At 62.2% G+C, this 17959-nt stretch carries 11 protein-coding genes and 1 tRNA gene; 10 read left to right on the top strand and 2 right to left on the bottom strand.

The window, feature by feature from the left end; all coding sequences use genetic code 11:
• The first annotated feature begins 190 nt into the window (after window positions 1-190).
• Together cpdR1 and FAA86_RS02030 are read left to right on the top strand one after the other, a co-directional pair.
• Window positions 191-553: a response regulator CpdR1 gene (gene cpdR1 / locus FAA86_RS02035; protein ID WP_006726917.1), complete on the top strand. Its 363-nt coding sequence runs from the start codon at window positions 191-193 to the stop codon at window positions 551-553.
• 94 nt (window positions 554-647) lie between these two features.
• A tRNA-Val gene (locus FAA86_RS02030) sits at window positions 648-722 on the top strand.
• Window positions 723-812: 90 nt separating this feature from the next.
• Here the strand turns inward: FAA86_RS02030 and FAA86_RS02025 are convergent.
• Both FAA86_RS02025 and FAA86_RS02020 read right to left on the bottom strand, forming a co-directional pair.
• Window positions 813-1244 (bottom strand): hypothetical protein, encoded by a 432-nt coding sequence (locus FAA86_RS02025; RefSeq protein WP_246034978.1) that lies wholly within the window; start codon window positions 1242-1244, stop codon window positions 813-815.
• Window position 1245: 1 nt separating this feature from the next.
• Complete coding sequence (locus tag FAA86_RS02020; RefSeq protein ID WP_136538131.1) at window positions 1246-1947, bottom strand: fumarylacetoacetate hydrolase family protein; 702 nt, start codon at window positions 1945-1947, stop codon at window positions 1246-1248.
• A gap of 249 nt (window positions 1948-2196) precedes the next feature.
• Between FAA86_RS02020 and FAA86_RS02015 the strand changes: the two genes are divergently transcribed.
• The 8 genes from FAA86_RS02015 to glgC all read left to right on the top strand — a co-directional run bounded on the left by FAA86_RS02015 (window position 2197) and on the right by glgC (window position 17955).
• Complete coding sequence (locus tag FAA86_RS02015) at window positions 2197-3624, top strand: mannose-1-phosphate guanylyltransferase/mannose-6-phosphate isomerase (protein ID WP_136538130.1); 1428 nt, start codon at window positions 2197-2199, stop codon at window positions 3622-3624.
• Between the two features lie 133 nt (window positions 3625-3757).
• Window positions 3758-7084 carry a transglutaminase family protein gene (locus tag FAA86_RS02010; RefSeq protein WP_136538129.1) on the top strand — a complete coding sequence of 1109 codons (3327 nt, stop codon included), beginning with the start codon at window positions 3758-3760 and terminating at the stop codon, window positions 7082-7084.
• A gap of 3 nt (window positions 7085-7087) precedes the next feature.
• Complete coding sequence (locus tag FAA86_RS02005) at window positions 7088-9502, top strand: circularly permuted type 2 ATP-grasp protein (protein WP_136538128.1); 2415 nt, start codon at window positions 7088-7090, stop codon at window positions 9500-9502.
• Window positions 9503-9506: 4 nt separating this feature from the next.
• Window positions 9507-10388: a transglutaminase family protein gene (locus FAA86_RS02000; protein ID WP_136538127.1), complete on the top strand. Its 882-nt coding sequence runs from the start codon at window positions 9507-9509 to the stop codon at window positions 10386-10388.
• A gap of 93 nt (window positions 10389-10481) precedes the next feature.
• Complete coding sequence (locus FAA86_RS01995) at window positions 10482-11747, top strand: TadE/TadG family type IV pilus assembly protein (protein ID WP_167494856.1); 1266 nt, start codon at window positions 10482-10484, stop codon at window positions 11745-11747.
• Between the two features lie 260 nt (window positions 11748-12007).
• A complete protein-coding gene (locus FAA86_RS01990; RefSeq protein WP_136538125.1) occupies window positions 12008-14470 on the top strand; it encodes a glycogen/starch/alpha-glucan phosphorylase in 2463 nt (820 codons plus the stop codon).
• Entirely contained in the window at window positions 14470-16683 is a 2214-nt protein-coding gene (gene glgB / locus FAA86_RS01985; RefSeq protein WP_136538124.1) for a 1,4-alpha-glucan branching protein GlgB, read from the top strand. Before FAA86_RS01990 ends, glgB begins: the two co-directional genes overlap by 1 nt.
• Window positions 16684-16695: 12 nt before the next feature.
• Entirely contained in the window at window positions 16696-17955 is a 1260-nt protein-coding gene (gene glgC, locus FAA86_RS01980) for a glucose-1-phosphate adenylyltransferase (protein ID WP_136538123.1), read from the top strand.
• The last annotated feature ends 4 nt before the right edge of the window (window positions 17956-17959 follow it).

Genomic DNA, 17959 nt, shown 5'->3' with positions numbered 1-17959 from the left:
CAGGGCCTCTTCTTTACCAAGTCACAAACTTGTTGTGTTCGCCATGTTGCCAGTCGACCGCTGCAAAGTCCATACTCCCGGAAATGGCGGAGCAGGCTCACTTTTTCGTTGTTCACCGGTTCTTTACTGAGCCAACCCTAAAGTGAGCGGCTGCGAGCCTCCCTATGCAATCGAGTACAGCGGTCCCTAAATGACTCAGAAAATCCTTCTCGCCGAAGATGACAACGACATGCGCCGGTTCCTGGTGAAGGCGCTGGAAAAGGCGGGGTACAAAGTCTCCTCCTTCGACAACGGCGCCTCAGCCTATGACCGCCTGCGGGAAGAGCCCTTCTCCCTTCTCCTGACCGACATCGTGATGCCCGAGATGGACGGCATCGAGCTGGCGCGCCGCGCCACCGAACTCGATCCGGACCTGAAGGTCATGTTCATCACCGGCTTTGCCGCCGTCGCTCTGAACGCCGATTCGAAGGCTCCGAAGGATGCCAAGGTCCTCTCCAAGCCTTTCCACCTTCGCGATCTCGTCGACGAAGTGAACAAACTCCTTGCGGCATAAGGGCTTCCGAGGAGATCGAAAAAATCTCTTCATAAAACTGCAAAATGCCTATTGACGGGCGAAGCGGTTTTGTGGTCTTAAGCCGCCATCGGATGGGCGTGTAGCTCAGCGGGAGAGCACTACGTTGACATCGTAGGGGTCACAAGTTCGATCCTTGTCACGCCCACCATTCGAATTCTTTCAAGGGCTTGCCGGAAACGGCAAGCCCTTTTGAGTTTTACGGTTTCGACCCTGACAAAGGGGCGAATCAGGAAGCCTCCTACCCCTTCACCACCGCCACATCCTCCCCCGCATAGACCACCACATAACCGCCCGCCGGCTTGAGAGACCGTGCCTTCTGCTCTAGCCAGCCATGATAGGGCGCATCCCGCCAGATCGCGGCCGCCTCTGGCTCGACCAGCACCGTGAGCTGCGCCCCCTGCGCATAGAGCATCATCCGGCTCACCCGCGGATCCCATTCCTCCCCGAGCGTCGAGTCCGTGCGCCAGAGGCAGAAAAAGTCGCGACAGGTGGCCGGCCTCACATCATATGCGTCGCATCGGCCGCCGGGCTGGCAGTGGCGGCAGGGCTGGTTGGCCGGTTTATCGAATTCCGCGATGTCGGGAAGGATGCAGCAGAGCGAACAGCTGCCGCAGTCGCGGCCCGGCACCAGCGCCGGGCCCTCGACCATATCCGGGCCCGTGAAGACCATCTCAGCCCGCCGGGCCGATCGTGACGGTGATCGGGGAAAGGCCGTCCACGGCCCCCACAAGCCGATCGCCTGGCTGAAGAGCACCGACGCCGGAGGGCGTGCCGGTATAGATGAGATCGCCCGGCGTGAGGTGGTAATAGCGCGAGAGATGACTGATCATCTCGGGCACCGACCAGACCATTTCGTTGAGATGCCCTTCCTGGCGCAGGGCGTCATTGACCCTGAGCGAAATGCGCTGCTCGGCAGGAGCGAAATCGGCGGCGGGCGTGATCGGTCCGATCACGGCCGACTCCTCGAAGGCCTTGGCGATATCCCAAGGCCGCTGCTTCTCCTTCATCGCGTTCTGCAGGTCGCGCCGCGTCATGTCGAGCCCCACGGCATAGCCGAACACGGCCTTCATCGCGTCATCAACTGACACCTTGAAGGCAGGCGCACCAATGGCGATCACGAGTTCGATCTCATGGTGATAATCCTCCGTGCCAGGCGGATAGGCGATCGAGCCGCCGTCGAGCACGAGGCCGGTCGGCGGCTTGGTGAAGTAGAACGGCGCGACCCGGTCAACGGTGTTGCCGAGTTCGGCCGCATGCGCCGCATAATTGCGGCCGACACAGAAGATGCGATGGATCGGAAAGCCTTCCTCGGCGCCCACGATTGGGATGAGCGGTGCGGAGGGAACGGAAAACAGCGGACGGGATGCGGACAAGGCACACTCTCTTTGAATGGACAGCGAACAACGCAGCCGGCTGCTGCGACTGTGGCACCATAACCGCCGCGGGGACGTTATGCATCCTCTCTGATTATGATGACCGACACGCCGAGCGGGGTTGGAACATCGCCCCAAACATGTAACAAAACCGCCGCACCTGCGTTCAATTGCGCATGCGACACATCCGTCGCTCCGACATCAGCCGGGACGGAAACGCCCCGGCAAGACATCGAAAGGCAAGAAAACATGAGCATCAAGATCGTGCCGGTCATCATGGCCGGCGGCAAGGGAACAAGGCTCTGGCCGCTGTCGCGCGCCGCCGCTGCCAAGCAGTTCATCCGCTTCCTCGGCGAGGAAACGCTGCTGCAGAAGACTTTGGCCCGCGTCTCCGACGAAGCGCTATACGATGCTCCTGTTGTCGTGACCAACGAGGATTTCCGCTTCCTTGTGGCCGAACAGGCCCGAGAATTGGGCGTGACCCTCGACGGCATCGTGCTGGAGCCGGAAGCGCGCAACACGGCCGCCGCCGTCGCCGCCGCCGCACTCCTCGTCGCAGAGCGCCATGGCCGCGATACGCTGATCCAGATCCTGCCTTCCGATCATGAGATCACGGTGGATGCGACCTATCGCTCCTGCGTTGAAAAGGCCGCGAAGGCCGCTCAGGACGGCAAGATCGTCACCTTCGGCATCACGCCGACCGAGCCCGCGACGGGCTATGGCTATATCGAGATCGGCAAGGAGCTTGTCGACGGCGTGCATCAGGTGTCGCGCTTCGTCGAGAAGCCCAATGCGGATGTTGCCGAGCAGATGCTGGCGAAAGGCAATTATGCTTGGAACTCCGGCATGTTCGTCTTCTCCGCCGGCCAAATGATCGCGGAGCTCGAAGCCCTTGCGCCAGAAGTGCTCGCAGCCGTCGAAAAATCCATCGAGAACGCCAAGACCGACCTCGACTTCACCCGCCTCGATGCCGAGAGCTTTGCAGAAAGCCCGAGCATCTCGATCGACTATGCCGTGATGGAGAAGACGGAGAATGCCGCCGTCGTTCCCGCCTCCATCACCTGGTCGGATCTTGGCAGCTGGGATGCGATCTGGAAGCTCGCCGGTGGCGATGAGAACGGCAATGTCGTCAACGGCAATGCCACCGTCTCCGACACCACCAATTCGCTGGTCATGTCGCGCAACGCCCATCTCGCCGTTCAGGGCATGGAAGGCGTCGCAGTCATCGCATCGGAAGATGCCGTTTATGTCGGCCGCCTCGATCGCAGCCAGGACGTCGGCAACCTCGTCAAGATGCTGGCGGCCGACAAGAAGACCAGCCACCTCACCGAAAACCATCCGACGGCGCTGCGTCCCTGGGGCGGCTACACATCGATCCTCAACGGCGATCGTTTCCAGGTGAAGCGTCTCTTCGTCCATCCGGAAAAGAAGCTCTCGCTGCAGAAGCATCACCACCGCGCCGAGCACTGGGTCTGCGTCAAGGGAACGGCCGAGGTCACGATCGACGACAAGGTGACCGTTCTGCATGAAAACCAGTCGATCTACATCCCGCAGGGTTCGGTCCATCGTCTCGCCAACCCAGGCAAGATCCGCCTCGAGGTGATCGAGGTACAGACCGGCTCCTATCTCGGCGAAGACGACATCATTCGCCTCGTCGACGAATTCGGCCGTAGCTGAGACCTCTCATCCACCGCATGTTCCACGGCCCGGCGGCTTCCACCGTCCGGGCCGCTTGCTTTATGGCGCTGCATTGCACAAGATCGATGCAAGCCGGAAAAAACGGCAGGGGCGAACAGCGAAGCGGTAACGAATGTCGATCAAGGCAAGCATCTATCACCTCACGCATTACAAATACGACAACCCGGTCCGCCTCGGGCCCCAGATCATCCGGCTGAAGCCCGCTCCTCACTCGCGCACGAAGGTGATCTCGCACTCGCTGAAGGTCACGCCCGAGAACCACTTCGTCAATCTGCAGCAGGACCCTTACGGCAACTATCTCGCCCGCTTCGTGTTTCCCGACCCGGTCAGCGAATTCAAGATCGAGGTCGATCTCGTCGCGGACATGACCGTCTACAACCCCTTCGACTTCTTCACCGAAGAGGAGGCGGTCAAATGGCCCTTCGACTATCCGGCCGATATCCGCGAAGACCTGAAGATCTACATGACGCCCGAGCCGGCTGACCCGGCGCTTGAAGCCTTCGTCAAGACGATCGACAAGACACCCGGCCAGGGAACGGTCGACATGGTCGTCGGTCTCAACGCCCGCCTGCAGCAGGAGATCGGCTACGTCATCCGCATGGAGCCGGGCGTCCAGACGCCGCAGGAGACACTGACCTCCGCCCGTGGTTCCTGCCGTGATTCGAGCTGGCTGCTCGTCCAGATCCTGCGTCACCTGGGCTTTGCCGCCCGCTTCGTCTCCGGTTACCTGATCCAGCTCACCCCGGACCTGAAGGCACTCGACGGGCCTTCCGGCACCGAAGTCGACTTCACCGACCTGCATGCCTGGGCGGAAGTCTATATCCCCGGCGCCGGCTGGATCGGCCTCGACCCGACCTCGGGCCTGCTGACCGGCGAAAGCCACATTCCGCTGGCCGCGACCCCGCATTACCGGAACGCCGCGCCGATCTCCGGTGGTTACTTCGGAGAGGCCAACACCGAATTCGCCTTCGACATGCAGGTCAAGCGCGTCGCCGAGCACCCGCGCATCACAAAACCCTTTTCCGATGACAGCTGGGATGAGCTTAACCGCCTCGGCCACCAGGTCGATGCCGAGCTGCAGGCCCGCGACATCAGGCTCACCATGGGCGGCGAACCAACCTTCGTCTCCATCGATGACTTCCAGTCGGACGAATGGAACACGGCAGCCGTCGGCCCGACCAAGCGCGACAAGGCCGATCAGTTGATCCGCCGCCTGCGCGAACGCTTTGCCCCCGGCGGCTTCCTGCATTACGGCCAGGGTAAGTGGTATCCCGGCGAAAGTCTGCCCCGCTGGACCTTCTCGCTCTACTGGCGCCGGGACAACAAGCCGGTGTGGAACAATCCGGATCTAATCGCGGTGGAAAGCCGCGACCACAAAGTCAGCCATGAGGACGCCGCGCGCCTCCTGCAGGCGATCGCGACCGAGCTCGACATTGCCACCGAAAACGTCATGCCGGCCTATGAGGATCCCGCCGAATGGATCGTCAAGGAAGCGAACCTGCCGGAGAACGTCGACCCCTCGAACTCGAAGCTCAAGGACCCGGAAGAGCGCAGCCGCATTGCCAAGGTCTTCTCCAACGGGCTGACCACCCCGGCCGGCTATGTCCTGCCCGTGCAGGCCTGGCAGTCCCGTGTGTCGGGCCGGACCTGGGTGTCGGAACGCTGGAGCACACGGCGCGGCCGGCTCTATCTCGTGCCCGGCGACAGCCCCGTCGGCTTCCGTCTCCCCTTGAATTCCCTGCCCTACATCGCCCCGTCCTGGTACCCTTATATCAATCCGGTCGATCCGACAGTCGAGAAGCCCCCGCTGCCCGACTTCACCACGGAGAAGGGCCGGGTCATGCCGGAGCACTCCTTCCAGGCGGACATTGCCCAGCAGCAGCTGCTCGGCCAGTCCTATGAGGAGATCGGCGGACGCGTCCGCACGGCAATTTCGGTGGAAGTCCGCGACGGTCGTCTTTGCATCTTCATGCCGCCGACGGCGGCACTCGAAGACTATCTCGACCTGATCGCCTCGGCCGAACGCGCGGCTGCCGCGCTCAATCTGCCGGTCCATATCGAAGGCTACACACCGCCGCATGACGAGCGGCTGAATGTCATCCGCGTCGCTCCGGACCCGGGCGTCATCGAGGTCAACATCCACCCAGCTTATGACTGGGAGGATTGCGTCGCCACCACCACCGCGATCTACGAGGAAGCACGCCTCTGCCGCCTCGGCGCCGACAAGTTCATGATCGACGGCCGTCATTGCGGCACAGGCGGCGGCAACCATGTCGTCGTCGGCGGCGCGACCCCAAACGACAGTCCTTTCCTCCGCCGGCCGGATCTCCTGAAAAGCCTGGTCCTGCACTGGCAGCGCCACCCCTCGCTGTCCTATCTGTTCTCCGGCCTCTTCATCGGCCCAACCAGCCAGGCACCGCGCATCGATGAAGCGCGCCACGATTCGCTCTACGAGCTCGAAATCGCGCTCGCTCAGATCCCCCTGCCGAACGAGGGCTTGGCACCGCCCCTGCCCTGGCTGGTCGACCGCCTGTTCCGCAACCTGCTCGTCGACGTCACCGGCAACACCCATCGCTCGGAAATCTGCATCGACAAGCTCTTCTCGCCCGATGGCCCGACCGGACGCCTTGGCCTCGTTGAATTCCGCGGCTTCGAAATGCCGCCGAATGCGCGCATGTCCCTCGCTCAACAGCTCCTGATCCGCGCGCTGATCGCTCGCTTCTGGAAAAACCCGATCAGCGGCAGCTTCGTCCGCTGGGGCACGAGCCTGCATGACCGTTTCATGCTGCCGCATTACATCTGGCAGGACTTTCTCGAAGTGCTGGCGGATCTCCGCCAGAACGGTTTCGACTTCAAACCGGAATGGTTCGCGGCCCAGCTCGAGTTCCGCTTCCCCTTCTTCGGCGAGGTCGAATACGAGGCATCCAGGCTCGAACTGCGCGGTGCGTTGGAGCCCTGGCATGTCATGGGTGAGCAAGGCGCGATCGGCGGCACGGTGCGGTATGTCGATTCCTCCGTCGAGCGCCTGCAGGTGAAGCTGGAGACGGCCAATCCGGAGCGCTTCACGGTCGCCTGCAACGGACGCGCGGTGCCACTGCGCAAGACCGATGTGAATGGCGTGGCCGTGGCCGGCGTCCGCTACAAGGCCTGGCAGCCTGCATCGGGCCTGCATCCGGTGCTACCTGTCAACACACCGCTAACATTCGATATCTATGATACATGGTCTGGCCGATCGATCGGGGGCTGCGTCTATCACGTCGCCCATCCCGGCGGCCGCAACTACGATACTTTCCCTGTGAATGGGAATGAAGCGGAAGCCCGTCGGCTTGCACGTTTCGAGCCTTGGGGCCATACAGCCGGCTCCTATCCTCTTTGGCCCGAGACCGTGTCGCCCGAGTTCCCGCACACTTTGGACCTGAGACGACCGCAAGGTATCTGATTGATGGCACAGAAGACGGCAGCGGAACTTCCCCCGCCAGACGCGCCGATAAGCGAGGCCCGCACGGCCGGCTATCGCGCCTTGGCGGGCGCTGCCGACGAAATGATCGACACACACGGCAACGTCCGGCCCGTGTGGCAGGCCCTTGTGTCCGCCATCGACACCATGCCCGAACAGGATCTGCATGAACGCTTCGCCCGTGCGGATCGCTATCTGCGGGATGCCGGCGTCTTCTACCGCGCTTACGGTGCTGGCGGCTCGAGCGAACGGGCCTGGCCCTTCTCCCACATTCCAGTGCTGATCTCCGATGCCGAATGGCAGGTGCTGGCCGAGGGGCTCGTGCAGCGCGCCAACCTGCTGGAAGCAGTCGTTGCCGACATCTATTCGGAAAACCGGCTGGTACAGGAAGGCTTTCTGCCGCCGCAGCTGATTGCGTCCAACCCCGAATTCCTCCGCCCTCTCGTCGGCATCAAGCCCGCCGGCGGCCACTACCTGCATTTCTGTTCCTTCGAAATCGGTCGAGGCCCCGACGGCAATTGGTGGGTTCTGGCCGACCGCACCCAGGCGCCCTCGGGTGCAGGCTTTGCGCTCGAAAACCGGGTCGCCACCGCGCGTGCCTTTTCCGACATCTATTCCGAGACGCATGTCCACCGGCTCGCTTCCTTCTTCGGCGCCTTCCGCAAGGCGCTGCAGGCGCGCACCCGCAGCAGCGACGAGCGCATCGCAGTGCTGTCGCCAGGCCCCGCCAACGAGACCTATTTCGAACACGCCTATATCGCCCGCTATCTCGGCATCATGCTGCTCGAGGGCGAGGACCTGACCATCGTCAACGGCCGCGTCATGGTCCGGACCGTGGCCGGCCTGAAGCCCGTGAGCGTCCTCTGGCGCCGCCTCGATGCCGCCTTCGCCGATCCGCTGGAACTCGATCAGAACTCCTATATCGGCACGCCCGGCATGGTGCAGGCGCTGCGCAACGGTTCTGTCACCTTCGTCAATGCACTCGGCTCCGGGATCCTTGAGACCCGCGCGTTGCTTGCCTTTATGCCGACGCTCTCGCGTCACCTGCTCGGCGAAGAGCTGAAGCTGCCCTCGATCGCCACCTGGTGGTGTGGCCAGAAGGCAGAACGAGAGCACGTCGCCGCCCATCTCGACCGCATGGTCATCGGCTCGGCCTTCTCCCGCCTTCCCTTCTTCGACGACAGTGGCCGGTCCGTCATGGGGTCCCGCTACAAGGACCCGCAAGGTCGCACCACGGCCGAATGGCTGGAAGCCGAAGCGGGCAACCTCGTCGGCCAGGAAGTGGTGACACTCTCGACCACGCCGGCCATGATCGACGGCAAGCTGACGCCGCGCCCGATGTCGCTGCGCGTCTTTGCTGCCCGCACGAAAGATGGCTGGCAGATCATGCCCGGCGGCTTCGCCCGGATCGGCAGTGGTTCGGACGTCTCCGCCATCGCCATGCAGGCAGGCGGCAGTGCGGCCGATGTCTGGATCGTCTCCGACAAGCCTGTCGACCGCACCTCGCTTCTGCCGGCGGAAGAGACCTTTACCCGCAACATGCCCGGCAGCTTGCCGAGCCGCGCGGCGGACAACCTCTTCTGGCTCGGCCGCTACATCGAGCGCGCCGAAGGCGTGTTGCGCATCCTGCGCGCCTGGCACGCCCGTTATGCCGAGAGCGCCAACCCGGAGCAGCCGCTGCTGGCCTTCGTCAGCGAATATCTCTCCAACATCGACGTCGACACCAAGTCCGGCGTGCCGGAAAGCCTGCTGCGCAATATCGACAGTGCGGTCTATTCGGCGAGCAACATCCGCGACCGGTTCTCGCCGGATGGCTGGCTGGCGCTGACCGATCTGTCGAAGACGGCCAAGCGCTTCCACGAGAAGGTGAAGCCGGGCGATGATGCGGCGCACGCCATGACGATCCTGCTGCGCAAGCTCGCGGGCTTTGCCGGTCTCGTGCATGAAAACATGTATCGCTTCACCGGCTGGCGCTTCCTGACCATCGGCCGCCTTCTGGAACGCGGACTGCACATGACCCGCCTGCTCGGCCACATGACCGGACCCGACGCACCCGATGGCGGCCTCGATATGCTGCTCGAGATCGGCGACAACGTCATGACCCACCGCAGGCGCTACAACGTGTCTACGGCGCGGCTCACTGTTACCGATCTGCTGGCGCTCGACCCGCTCAACCCGCGCTCGATCCTCTTCCAGCTGAACGAGATCCGGATCGAGGTGGAGCAGCTGCCGAACGCCATGGTGAACGGGCAGATGTCGAGCCTTTTCCGCGAGGCAATGCGCCTGCATTCGGGCCTTGCGGTCATGACGCCGGAAGCCATGAATGCCGATGTCTACACCAACCTGGAGCGGGAATTGGAGAAACTCTCCGACATCCTCGCCCAGTCCTATCTGAACTGACGCGATGCTGTACGACCTGTCGCTCCATATCGGCTATCGCTACGAGGTGCCCGCATCGGGCGCTCACCACATGCTGCGCCTGCTGCCGCTGTCTCTGCCCGACCGGCAGCGCCTTGTCGCCGGCGCAATCACCGTCTCGCCAGAACCGGACGAGCTCTCAACCTTCAACGACTTCTTCCGCCATCCGACGAGCCATGCGATCCTGCGCGGCCCTCACGAGAAGCTCGACATCCGCATGCAGGCCCGCGTCATGGTGCAGGCCCAGCCGCTGGCCGCCGATTTCTCGCCGCTGCTCGACCGCCTGCCGCAGGAGATGGCCGAGACCTGGTCGCTCGACGCAGAATCCCCGCACCATTTCATCGGCACCAGCCCCCGCCTCCCGCGCGACAAGGCGATCGCCACCTATGTGCGCGATATGCTGAAGCCCAGCATGACGGTGCGCCAGATCGCCGAGACGCTCTGCAGCCGCATCCACAAGGACTTCAAATACGATGCCGAGGCAACGACGGTGGACACCACACCCGCAGAGGCGTTTGAAAAGAAGCGCGGCGTCTGCCAGGACTTCAGCCATGTGATGATCGTGGCGCTGCGCAGCCTGGGCATTCCCGCCGGCTATGTCAGCGGCTTCCTGCGCACCATCCCGCCGCCGGGCAAGGAGCGGCTGGAGGGAGCCGACGCCATGCATGCCTGGGTCAGGGTCTGGTGTGGCAAGCTGACCGGCTGGCTCGAGCTCGACCCCACCAATGACATTCATGCGGGCACGGACCACATCGTCGTCGGTTACGGCCGCGATTATGCCGACGTCGCCCCGGTCATCGGCGTGCTCAAGAGCTACGGCTCCCATCAGACGGCACAGGCCGTCGACGTCATCCCGGTCCGACAATAGAGCATCGTTTCATCGAATTTTATCGATCCGCTTAAACGGATCGCAAGAGGCTGCAGGGTATATCGGTCCAAACGCTGATGTTGGATGGACATGATGACTAACCCTTGCAGCCGCACGAAATCTCTTTTCTCCCGCCTCTGGCGCGATCGCGCCGGCAATTTTGGTGTGGTGACAGCCATCATTCTGCCGGTTGCCGCAGCCACGGCGGGTATCGCGCTGGACCTCAACAAGATGGTCCAGATCCGTGCCGCACTTCAGGAATCAGCCGACTCGGCCGTCTTGTCGGCTGCAAATGCTCTGGCTCGAGACGAGGCCATGACGGACCAGGAAGTCCTGGAGTTCGCTCGGAAGTTCATGAAGGCCCAGTTTGCCAATGTCGTTCCCTCTGCGGGCAGCGATGAGTCCGATGAAGCTGCCGAGGAGGATCCACTGGCGGGAGCCGTCGGCAACGTCGAACGGGAACTGGGCCAAAGCGGCAAGTCTGTCGAGGTCACGCTATCGCCCTCATACACGATGCCGACCAATGGCATGACCGCTCTCCTCGGCTGGAAGGAAGTGACCTTGAGCGTCACGGCAACTGCCCAGTCGACCCCTGAAAGTGGTGCGGCCGTTTCGATGTATGTCGTTCTCGACCGCTCGGGCTCGATGTCCTTCGTCACGGACACCGTGGACACCTCGGTCAGCAGCTGCGTGAACTACACCTCGTCGAACTGGGCTTACAAGGACGTCAAGCCGGGGAAGAGCGGGTACATCAAGCCCACAAAACCCTGCTACGTGAAGAAGATCCAGGCCCTGAAGACAGCCTCAGCGGTGATGATGAACGAATTGGTGAAAGCAGATCCTGAAGGCGATCTCATCCGAGTCGGCGCGGTCTCTTATAACGACAGCACGCAGAGCCCCTCGGGAATGGCCTGGGGTGTCACGACCGCCACAAACTACATCACCGCTTTGCCATCCGTCCCGACCGGGGGCACGAATGCCTCTGGAGGCATGAAGCTCGCCTACGATGCTCTCTACAAGGAGAACAAGACTGAGGAGAATGCCCACGCGGCGAAACGGAACAGCAGCTTCACCCGCTACATCGTCCTGATGACCGACGGCGAAATGACTGGAAGCAGCTCCTCGTGGAATAAAAGCATCGACGATGCGGTCCGGGCTCAATGTAACGCAGCCAAAGAAGACGGGATTCAGGTTTTTACGGTAGCTTTCATGGCCCCTCAGAAAGGCCAGGAGTTGCTATCCTACTGCGCGACGTCCCCCGATCATTACAAAGCGCCGACCGATATGGCCGGTCTGGTCGCGGCCTTCGGGGAGATCGGCAAGGCAGCAGCTGCCGCCTCCACGCGCCTGACCAACTGACCTGATCCAAAACGTTTTGGATTTTGACCGACCTTTCGACCGCAGCTCCCGGGCTGCGGTCTTATCGTTTCTTCATGCTTCGCACATAATCCAAAGGGATCAAGGGGTTGCCCACGCCGATTGCCCCTTGAACAAATTTGCCGGCCTTAGCTGACGCCTGTTGCAACTGTCTCATTTCGATGCGTAAACTGCCGTTCACGGGAGCGGCACCATCATCGCGTCGCCGACGCCCGGAGACACCAACAACGCCAGGCGGACCGATGATCAAGACTCCCCACAAAGTCGACCTTCCCCTTCCCAAGCGCGGTGTTTCCGATCCGGACGCCCTGGCTGCCGAAATCATGGAAAAGCTGACCTACAGCATCGGCAAGGATGCCAAGGTGGCGACCCCGCACGACTGGCTGACGGCCACCATCCTCGTGGTGCGCGACCGCATCATCGACACCTGGATGGAATCCACCCGCAACACCTACATGAACAACGGCAAGCGGGTTTATTATCTGTCGCTCGAATTCCTGATCGGCCGACTGCTGCGCGACGCCATGTCGAACCTCGGCCTGATCGACGACATCCGCCAGGCGCTCTCCTCGCTCTCCGTCGAGTTCGATGTCATCGCCGGTCTGGAGCCGGATGCCGCTCTCGGCAATGGCGGCCTCGGTCGCCTCGCCGCCTGCTTCATGGAAAGCATGGCAACCGTCAACATCCCGGCCTACGGCTACGGCATCCGCTACGTGCACGGCCTTTTCCGCCAGCAGATGGCGGATGGCTGGCAGGTCGAACTGCCGGAGAGCTGGCTTGCGCACGGCAACCCCTGGGAATTCGAACGCCGCGAAAGCTCCTATGAAGTCGGCTTCGGTGGCACGGTCGAGACCATCGAGGGTCCGGATGGCGAGCCCCGTTACGTCTGGAAACAGGGCGAGCGCGTCATTGCCACCGCCTATGACACCCCGGCCGTCGGCTGGCGCGGCGAGCGGGTCAATACGCTCCGCCTCTGGTCGGCCCAGCCGATCGACCCGATCCTGCTCGACGCCTTCAACGCAGGCGACCATATCGGCGCCTTGCGCGAGAGCAACAAGGCGGAGTCGCTGACCCGCGTTCTTTATCCGGCAGACGCCACACCGGCCGGTCAGGAACTGCGTCTGCGGCAGGAATTCTTCTTCTGTTCGGCCTCGCTACAGGACATCGTCCGCCGTCACCTGCAGCAGGGCAACACGCTTGCCCAGCTCCCGGAGAAGGTGGCGATCCAGCTCAACGACACCCACCCGGCCGTCTCCGTCGCTGAACTGATGCGCCTCCTCGTCGATGTGCACGGTGTCGCCTTCGACGAAGCCTGGGAGATCACCCGCAACACCTTCTCCTACACCAACCATACGCTCCTGCCCGAAGCGCTGGAAAGCTGGCCGGTGCCGCTCTTCGAGCGCCTCCTGCCTCGCCATATGCAGCTCGTCTATGCGATCAATGCCAAGGTGCTGCTCGATGCCCGCAAAGTCAGAGGCTTCAACGACCAGGAAATCCGCCAGATCTCGCTGATCGACGAAAGCGGCGACCGCCGGGTGCGCATGGGCAACCTCGCCTTCATGGGTTCGCATTCGATCAACGGCGTCTCGGCGCTCCACACGGAGCTGATGAAGGAGACCGTGTTTGCCGATCTCCACAAGCTCTATCCGACACGCATCAACAACAAGACCAACGGCATTACGCCCCGCCGCTGGCTGATGCAGTGCAATCCCGATCTCACCGACCTGATCAAGGAAGCGATCGGCCCGGACTTCCTGGATGATGCAACCAAGCTCAAAGGGCTGGATGCCTTCGCCGATGATGCGTCATTCCAGGAGAAGTTCGCCGCGGTGAAGTTCTCCAACAAGCAGAAGCTGGCGGGCCTTGTGGCCAGCCGCATGGGCATCAAGCTCGATCCGCATGCGATGTTCGACATCCAGATCAAGCGCATCCACGAGTACAAGCGCCAGCTTCTGAACATCATCGAAACCGTCGCGCTGTTCGACCAGATCCGCTCGCATCCGGAGCGCGATTGGGTGCCCCGCGTCAAGTTGTTCGCCGGCAAGGCAGCACCCAGCTATCACAACGCCAAGCTGATTATCAAACTGGCCAACGACGTGGCCCGCGTCATCAACACCGATCCTTCGGTGCGCGGCCTTCTCAAGGTCGTCTTCATTCCGAACTACAACGTCTCGCTGGCCGAAGTCATGGTGCCGGCGGCAGACCTCTCCGAACAGATTTCCACCGCCGGCATGGAAGCATCCGGAACCGGGAACATGAAGTTCGCGTTGAATGGTGCACTGACCATTGGAACCCTCGATGGCGCCAATGTTGAAATGCGCGATCATGTGGGCGAGGAGAATATTGTGATTTTTGGAATGACCGCTGACGAGGTCGGTCGCGTGCGCGCCGAGGGGCATAATCCCCGCGCCGCCATCGACGCCTCGCGCGAATTGCAGCAGGCCCTGTCGTCGATCGCCTCGGGCGTCTTCTCCCCCGACGACCGCGATCGTTACGCCGATCTGATGCAGGGCATCTACCAGCACGACTGGTTCATGGTCGCAGCCGACTTCGACGCCTATGCCAAGGCGCAGCGCGAGGTGGACGACATCTGGACCGACAAGTCCGCCTGGTATTCCAAGACCATCCGGAACACCGCGCGCATGGGTTGGTTCTCGTCAGACAGAACCATTCGGCAATACAACGCGGACATCTGGAGAGCTTGATGGCAAAATCACCGAAGAGGAGCGGTGACGAAGCGAAGCCGGACACACCGTCGGCAGCAGAAATCGAAGCAATCATCCACGGCACCCATGGCGATCCCTTCGCCTTTCTTGGCGTGCACGAGGCCGGCAAGGGCTATGTCGCCAGATGCTTCATTCCAGGCGCCGAGACTGTGGTCGCCTATAATCTCGGCGGCGAAGAGGTCGGCCAGCTGATCCGCCACAACGACGCCGGCTTCTTCTCGGGCGCGGTCAAGCTGGATGGCGTTCTGCCCTTGCGCTACCGCGCCACTCGTGGCGACGCTGAATGGACGGTGACCGACCCCTACAGCTTCTGGCCGATTCTCGGGCCCATGGATGACTATTTCATCCGCGAAGGCTCGCACCTGCGCCTCTTCGACAAGATGGGTGCCCATCCGATCAAGCATCAGGGCGTCGATGGCTTCCACTTTGCCGTCTGGGCGCCGAATGCCCGCCGCGTCTCCGTTGTCGGCGACTTCAACGACTGGGACGGTCGCCGGCATGTGATGCGGCTGCGCCGCGATACCGGCATCTGGGAAATCTTCGCGCCCGACGTCCGCGCCGGTGCCACCTACAAGTTCGAGATTGTTGGACCGCATGGCGAGCTTCAGCCGCTGAAGGCCGACCCCTTTGCACGCCGCGCGGAACTGCGCCCGAAGAACGCCTCCATGACCACGCCGGAACTGGAACAGGTCTGGGAGGACGAGGCGCATCGAAAGCACTGGGCCAGCATCGACCAGCGCCGGCAGCCGATCTCGATCTACGAGGTGCATGCAGCATCCTGGCAGCGCCGCGACGACGGCTCGATGCTGACATGGGATGAAATGGCAGCCAGGCTCATCCCCTACTGCGTCGACATGGGCTTCACCCATATCGAATTCCTGCCCGTCACCGAGCACCCTTACGACCCCTCCTGGGGCTACCAAACGACGGGCCTCTATGCACCGAGCGCCCGCTTCGGCGAGCCGGAAGGTTTTGCCCGCTTCGTCAACGGATGCCACAAGGTGGGTCTCGGTGTCATCCTCGACTGGGTGCCCGCGCACTTCCCGACGGATGCCCACGGGCTTCGCAACTTCGACGGCACGGCGCTTTACGAACATGCAGATCCGCGCCAGGGCTTCCACCCCGACTGGAACACGGCGATCTACAATTTCGGTCGTCAGGAAGTCCTGTCTTACCTGATCAACAATGCGCTCTACTGGGCGGAGAAATTCCACCTCGACGGCCTACGCGTCGATGCGGTCGCCTCGATGCTCTATCTCGATTATTCCCGCAAGGAAGGCGAGTGGATCCCCAACGAATACGGCGGACGCGAGAACCTGGAGGCGGTGCGCTTCCTCCAGCAGATGAACCACCACATCTATGGCAGCCACCCGGGCATCATGACCATTGCCGAGGAGAGCACCTCCTGGCCCAAGGTCTCACAGCCGGTCCACGAAGGCGGCCTCGGCTTCGGCTTCAAGTGGAACATGGGCTTCATGCACGACACGCTGAGCTATTTCGCCCGCGACCCGATCTACCGCAAATACCATCATCATGAGCTGACCTTCGGCCTGCTCTACGCCTTCTCTGAAAACTTTGTCCTGCCGATCTCTCATGACGAGGTCGTGCACGGAAAAGGTTCGATGATCGCCAAGATGCCGGGCGATGACTGGCAGAAATTCGCCAATCTCCGCGCCTATTACGGCTTCATGTGGGGCCATCCCGGCAAGAAGCTGCTCTTCATGGGCCAGGAATTCGCGCAGTGGAGCGAATGGTCGGAAGAGCGGTCGCTCGACTGGAATCTCCTCGATTATGCGCCGCATGAGGGCATGCGCAGGCTGATCCGCGATTTGAACTTCACCTACCGCTCCAAGCCCGCGCTTCATGCGCGCGACTGCGAGGGCGAAGGCTTCGAATGGATCAATGCGGATGACCAGGACAACTCGGTCTTCGCCTGGCTGCGCAAGGCGCCGGGTGAAAAGCCGATTGCCGTTATCTGCAATCTGACGCCCGCCTATCACGAGCGCTACGAATTGAGCTTGCCTGCGGCGGGCCGTTGGCGTGAGATACTCAATACCGATGCCGAAATCTATGGTGGTAGCGGCAAGGGCAATGGTGGCCGCGTGGAGGCGCATGCCACGGGCAGCGGATGGGCAAGAGCAGGCCTGACCCTGCCGCCGCTCGCCGTGATCATGCTGGAATTGGAACAATAAGGGGAGGATAACATGACCGAGAAAATGGCAAAGAGCCTGTCGCGTGACGCCATGGCCTATGTGCTGGCCGGCGGCCGCGGCAGCCGCCTGAAGGAACTGACAGACCGGCGCGCCAAGCCGGCCGTCTATTTCGGCGGCAAGGCCCGCATCATCGACTTCGCCCTCTCCAATGCATTGAACTCAGGTATCCGCCGCATCGGCGTGGCCACCCAGTACAAGGCCCATTCACTGATCCGCCACCTGCAGCTCGGCTGGAACTTCTTCCGTCCCGAGCGCAACGAGAGTTTCGACATCCTGCCCGCCTCCCAGCGCGTGTCCGAGACTCAGTGGTACGAGGGCACCGCGGACGCCGTCTTCCAGAACGCCGACATCATCGAGTCCTATGCGCCGGAATACATGGTCATTCTCGCCGGCGACCACATCTACAAGATGGACTACGAGATGATGCTGCAGCAGCACGTCAACTCGGGTGCCGACGTCACCATCGGCTGCCTCGAGGTGCCGCGCCTGGAAGCGACCGGCTTCGGCGTCATGCATGTCGATCCGACAGACCGCATCATCGACTTCGTCGAAAAGCCGGCCGATCCGCCGGGCATTCCGGGCAATGAAGACTTCGCCCTCGCCTCCATGGGCATCTATGTCTTCCACACCCGCTACCTGATGGAGCTGCTGCGTCGGGACGCCGCCGACCCTGAGTCCAGCCGCGACTTCGGCAAGGACATTATTCCCTATGTGGTGAAGAACGGTAAAGCCGTCGCCCACCGCTTTGCCCAATCTTGCGTGCGTTCCGACTTCGAGCGCGAGCCCTACTGGCGAGATGTTGGGACGATCGACGCCTATTGGCAGGCCAATATCGACCTGACGGACATCGTCCCGGAACTCGATCTCTACGACAAGAGCTGGCCGATCTGGACCTATTCCGAGATCACGCCGCCGGCCAAGTTCGTGCATGACGACGAAGGCCGTCGTGGCTCGGCGATTTCCTCGCTGGTCTCGGGCGATTGCATCATCTCCGGCTCGTCACTCTACAAGAGCCTGCTCTTCACCGGTGTCCGCGCCAATTCCTATTCGCGATTGGAAGGGGCCGTGGTCCTGCCCAAGGTGCAGATCGGCCGTCATGCGCGTCTCACAAATGTCGTGATAGACCATGGCGTGGTGATCCCCGAGGGGCTGATCGTCGGCGAGGATCCGGAAATGGATGCCAAGCGCTTCCGCCGCAGCGAAAACGGGATTTGCCTCATCACGCAGTCGATGATCGACAAACTGGGTTAGTCGC

This window comes from Rhizobium rosettiformans W3 (assembly GCF_004912135.1).
GTDB lineage: Bacteria > Pseudomonadota > Alphaproteobacteria > Rhizobiales > Rhizobiaceae > Allorhizobium > Allorhizobium rosettiformans.
Note: the sequence above shows the minus strand (reverse complement) of the source record. Positions and strands in the feature narration are given on the sequence as shown.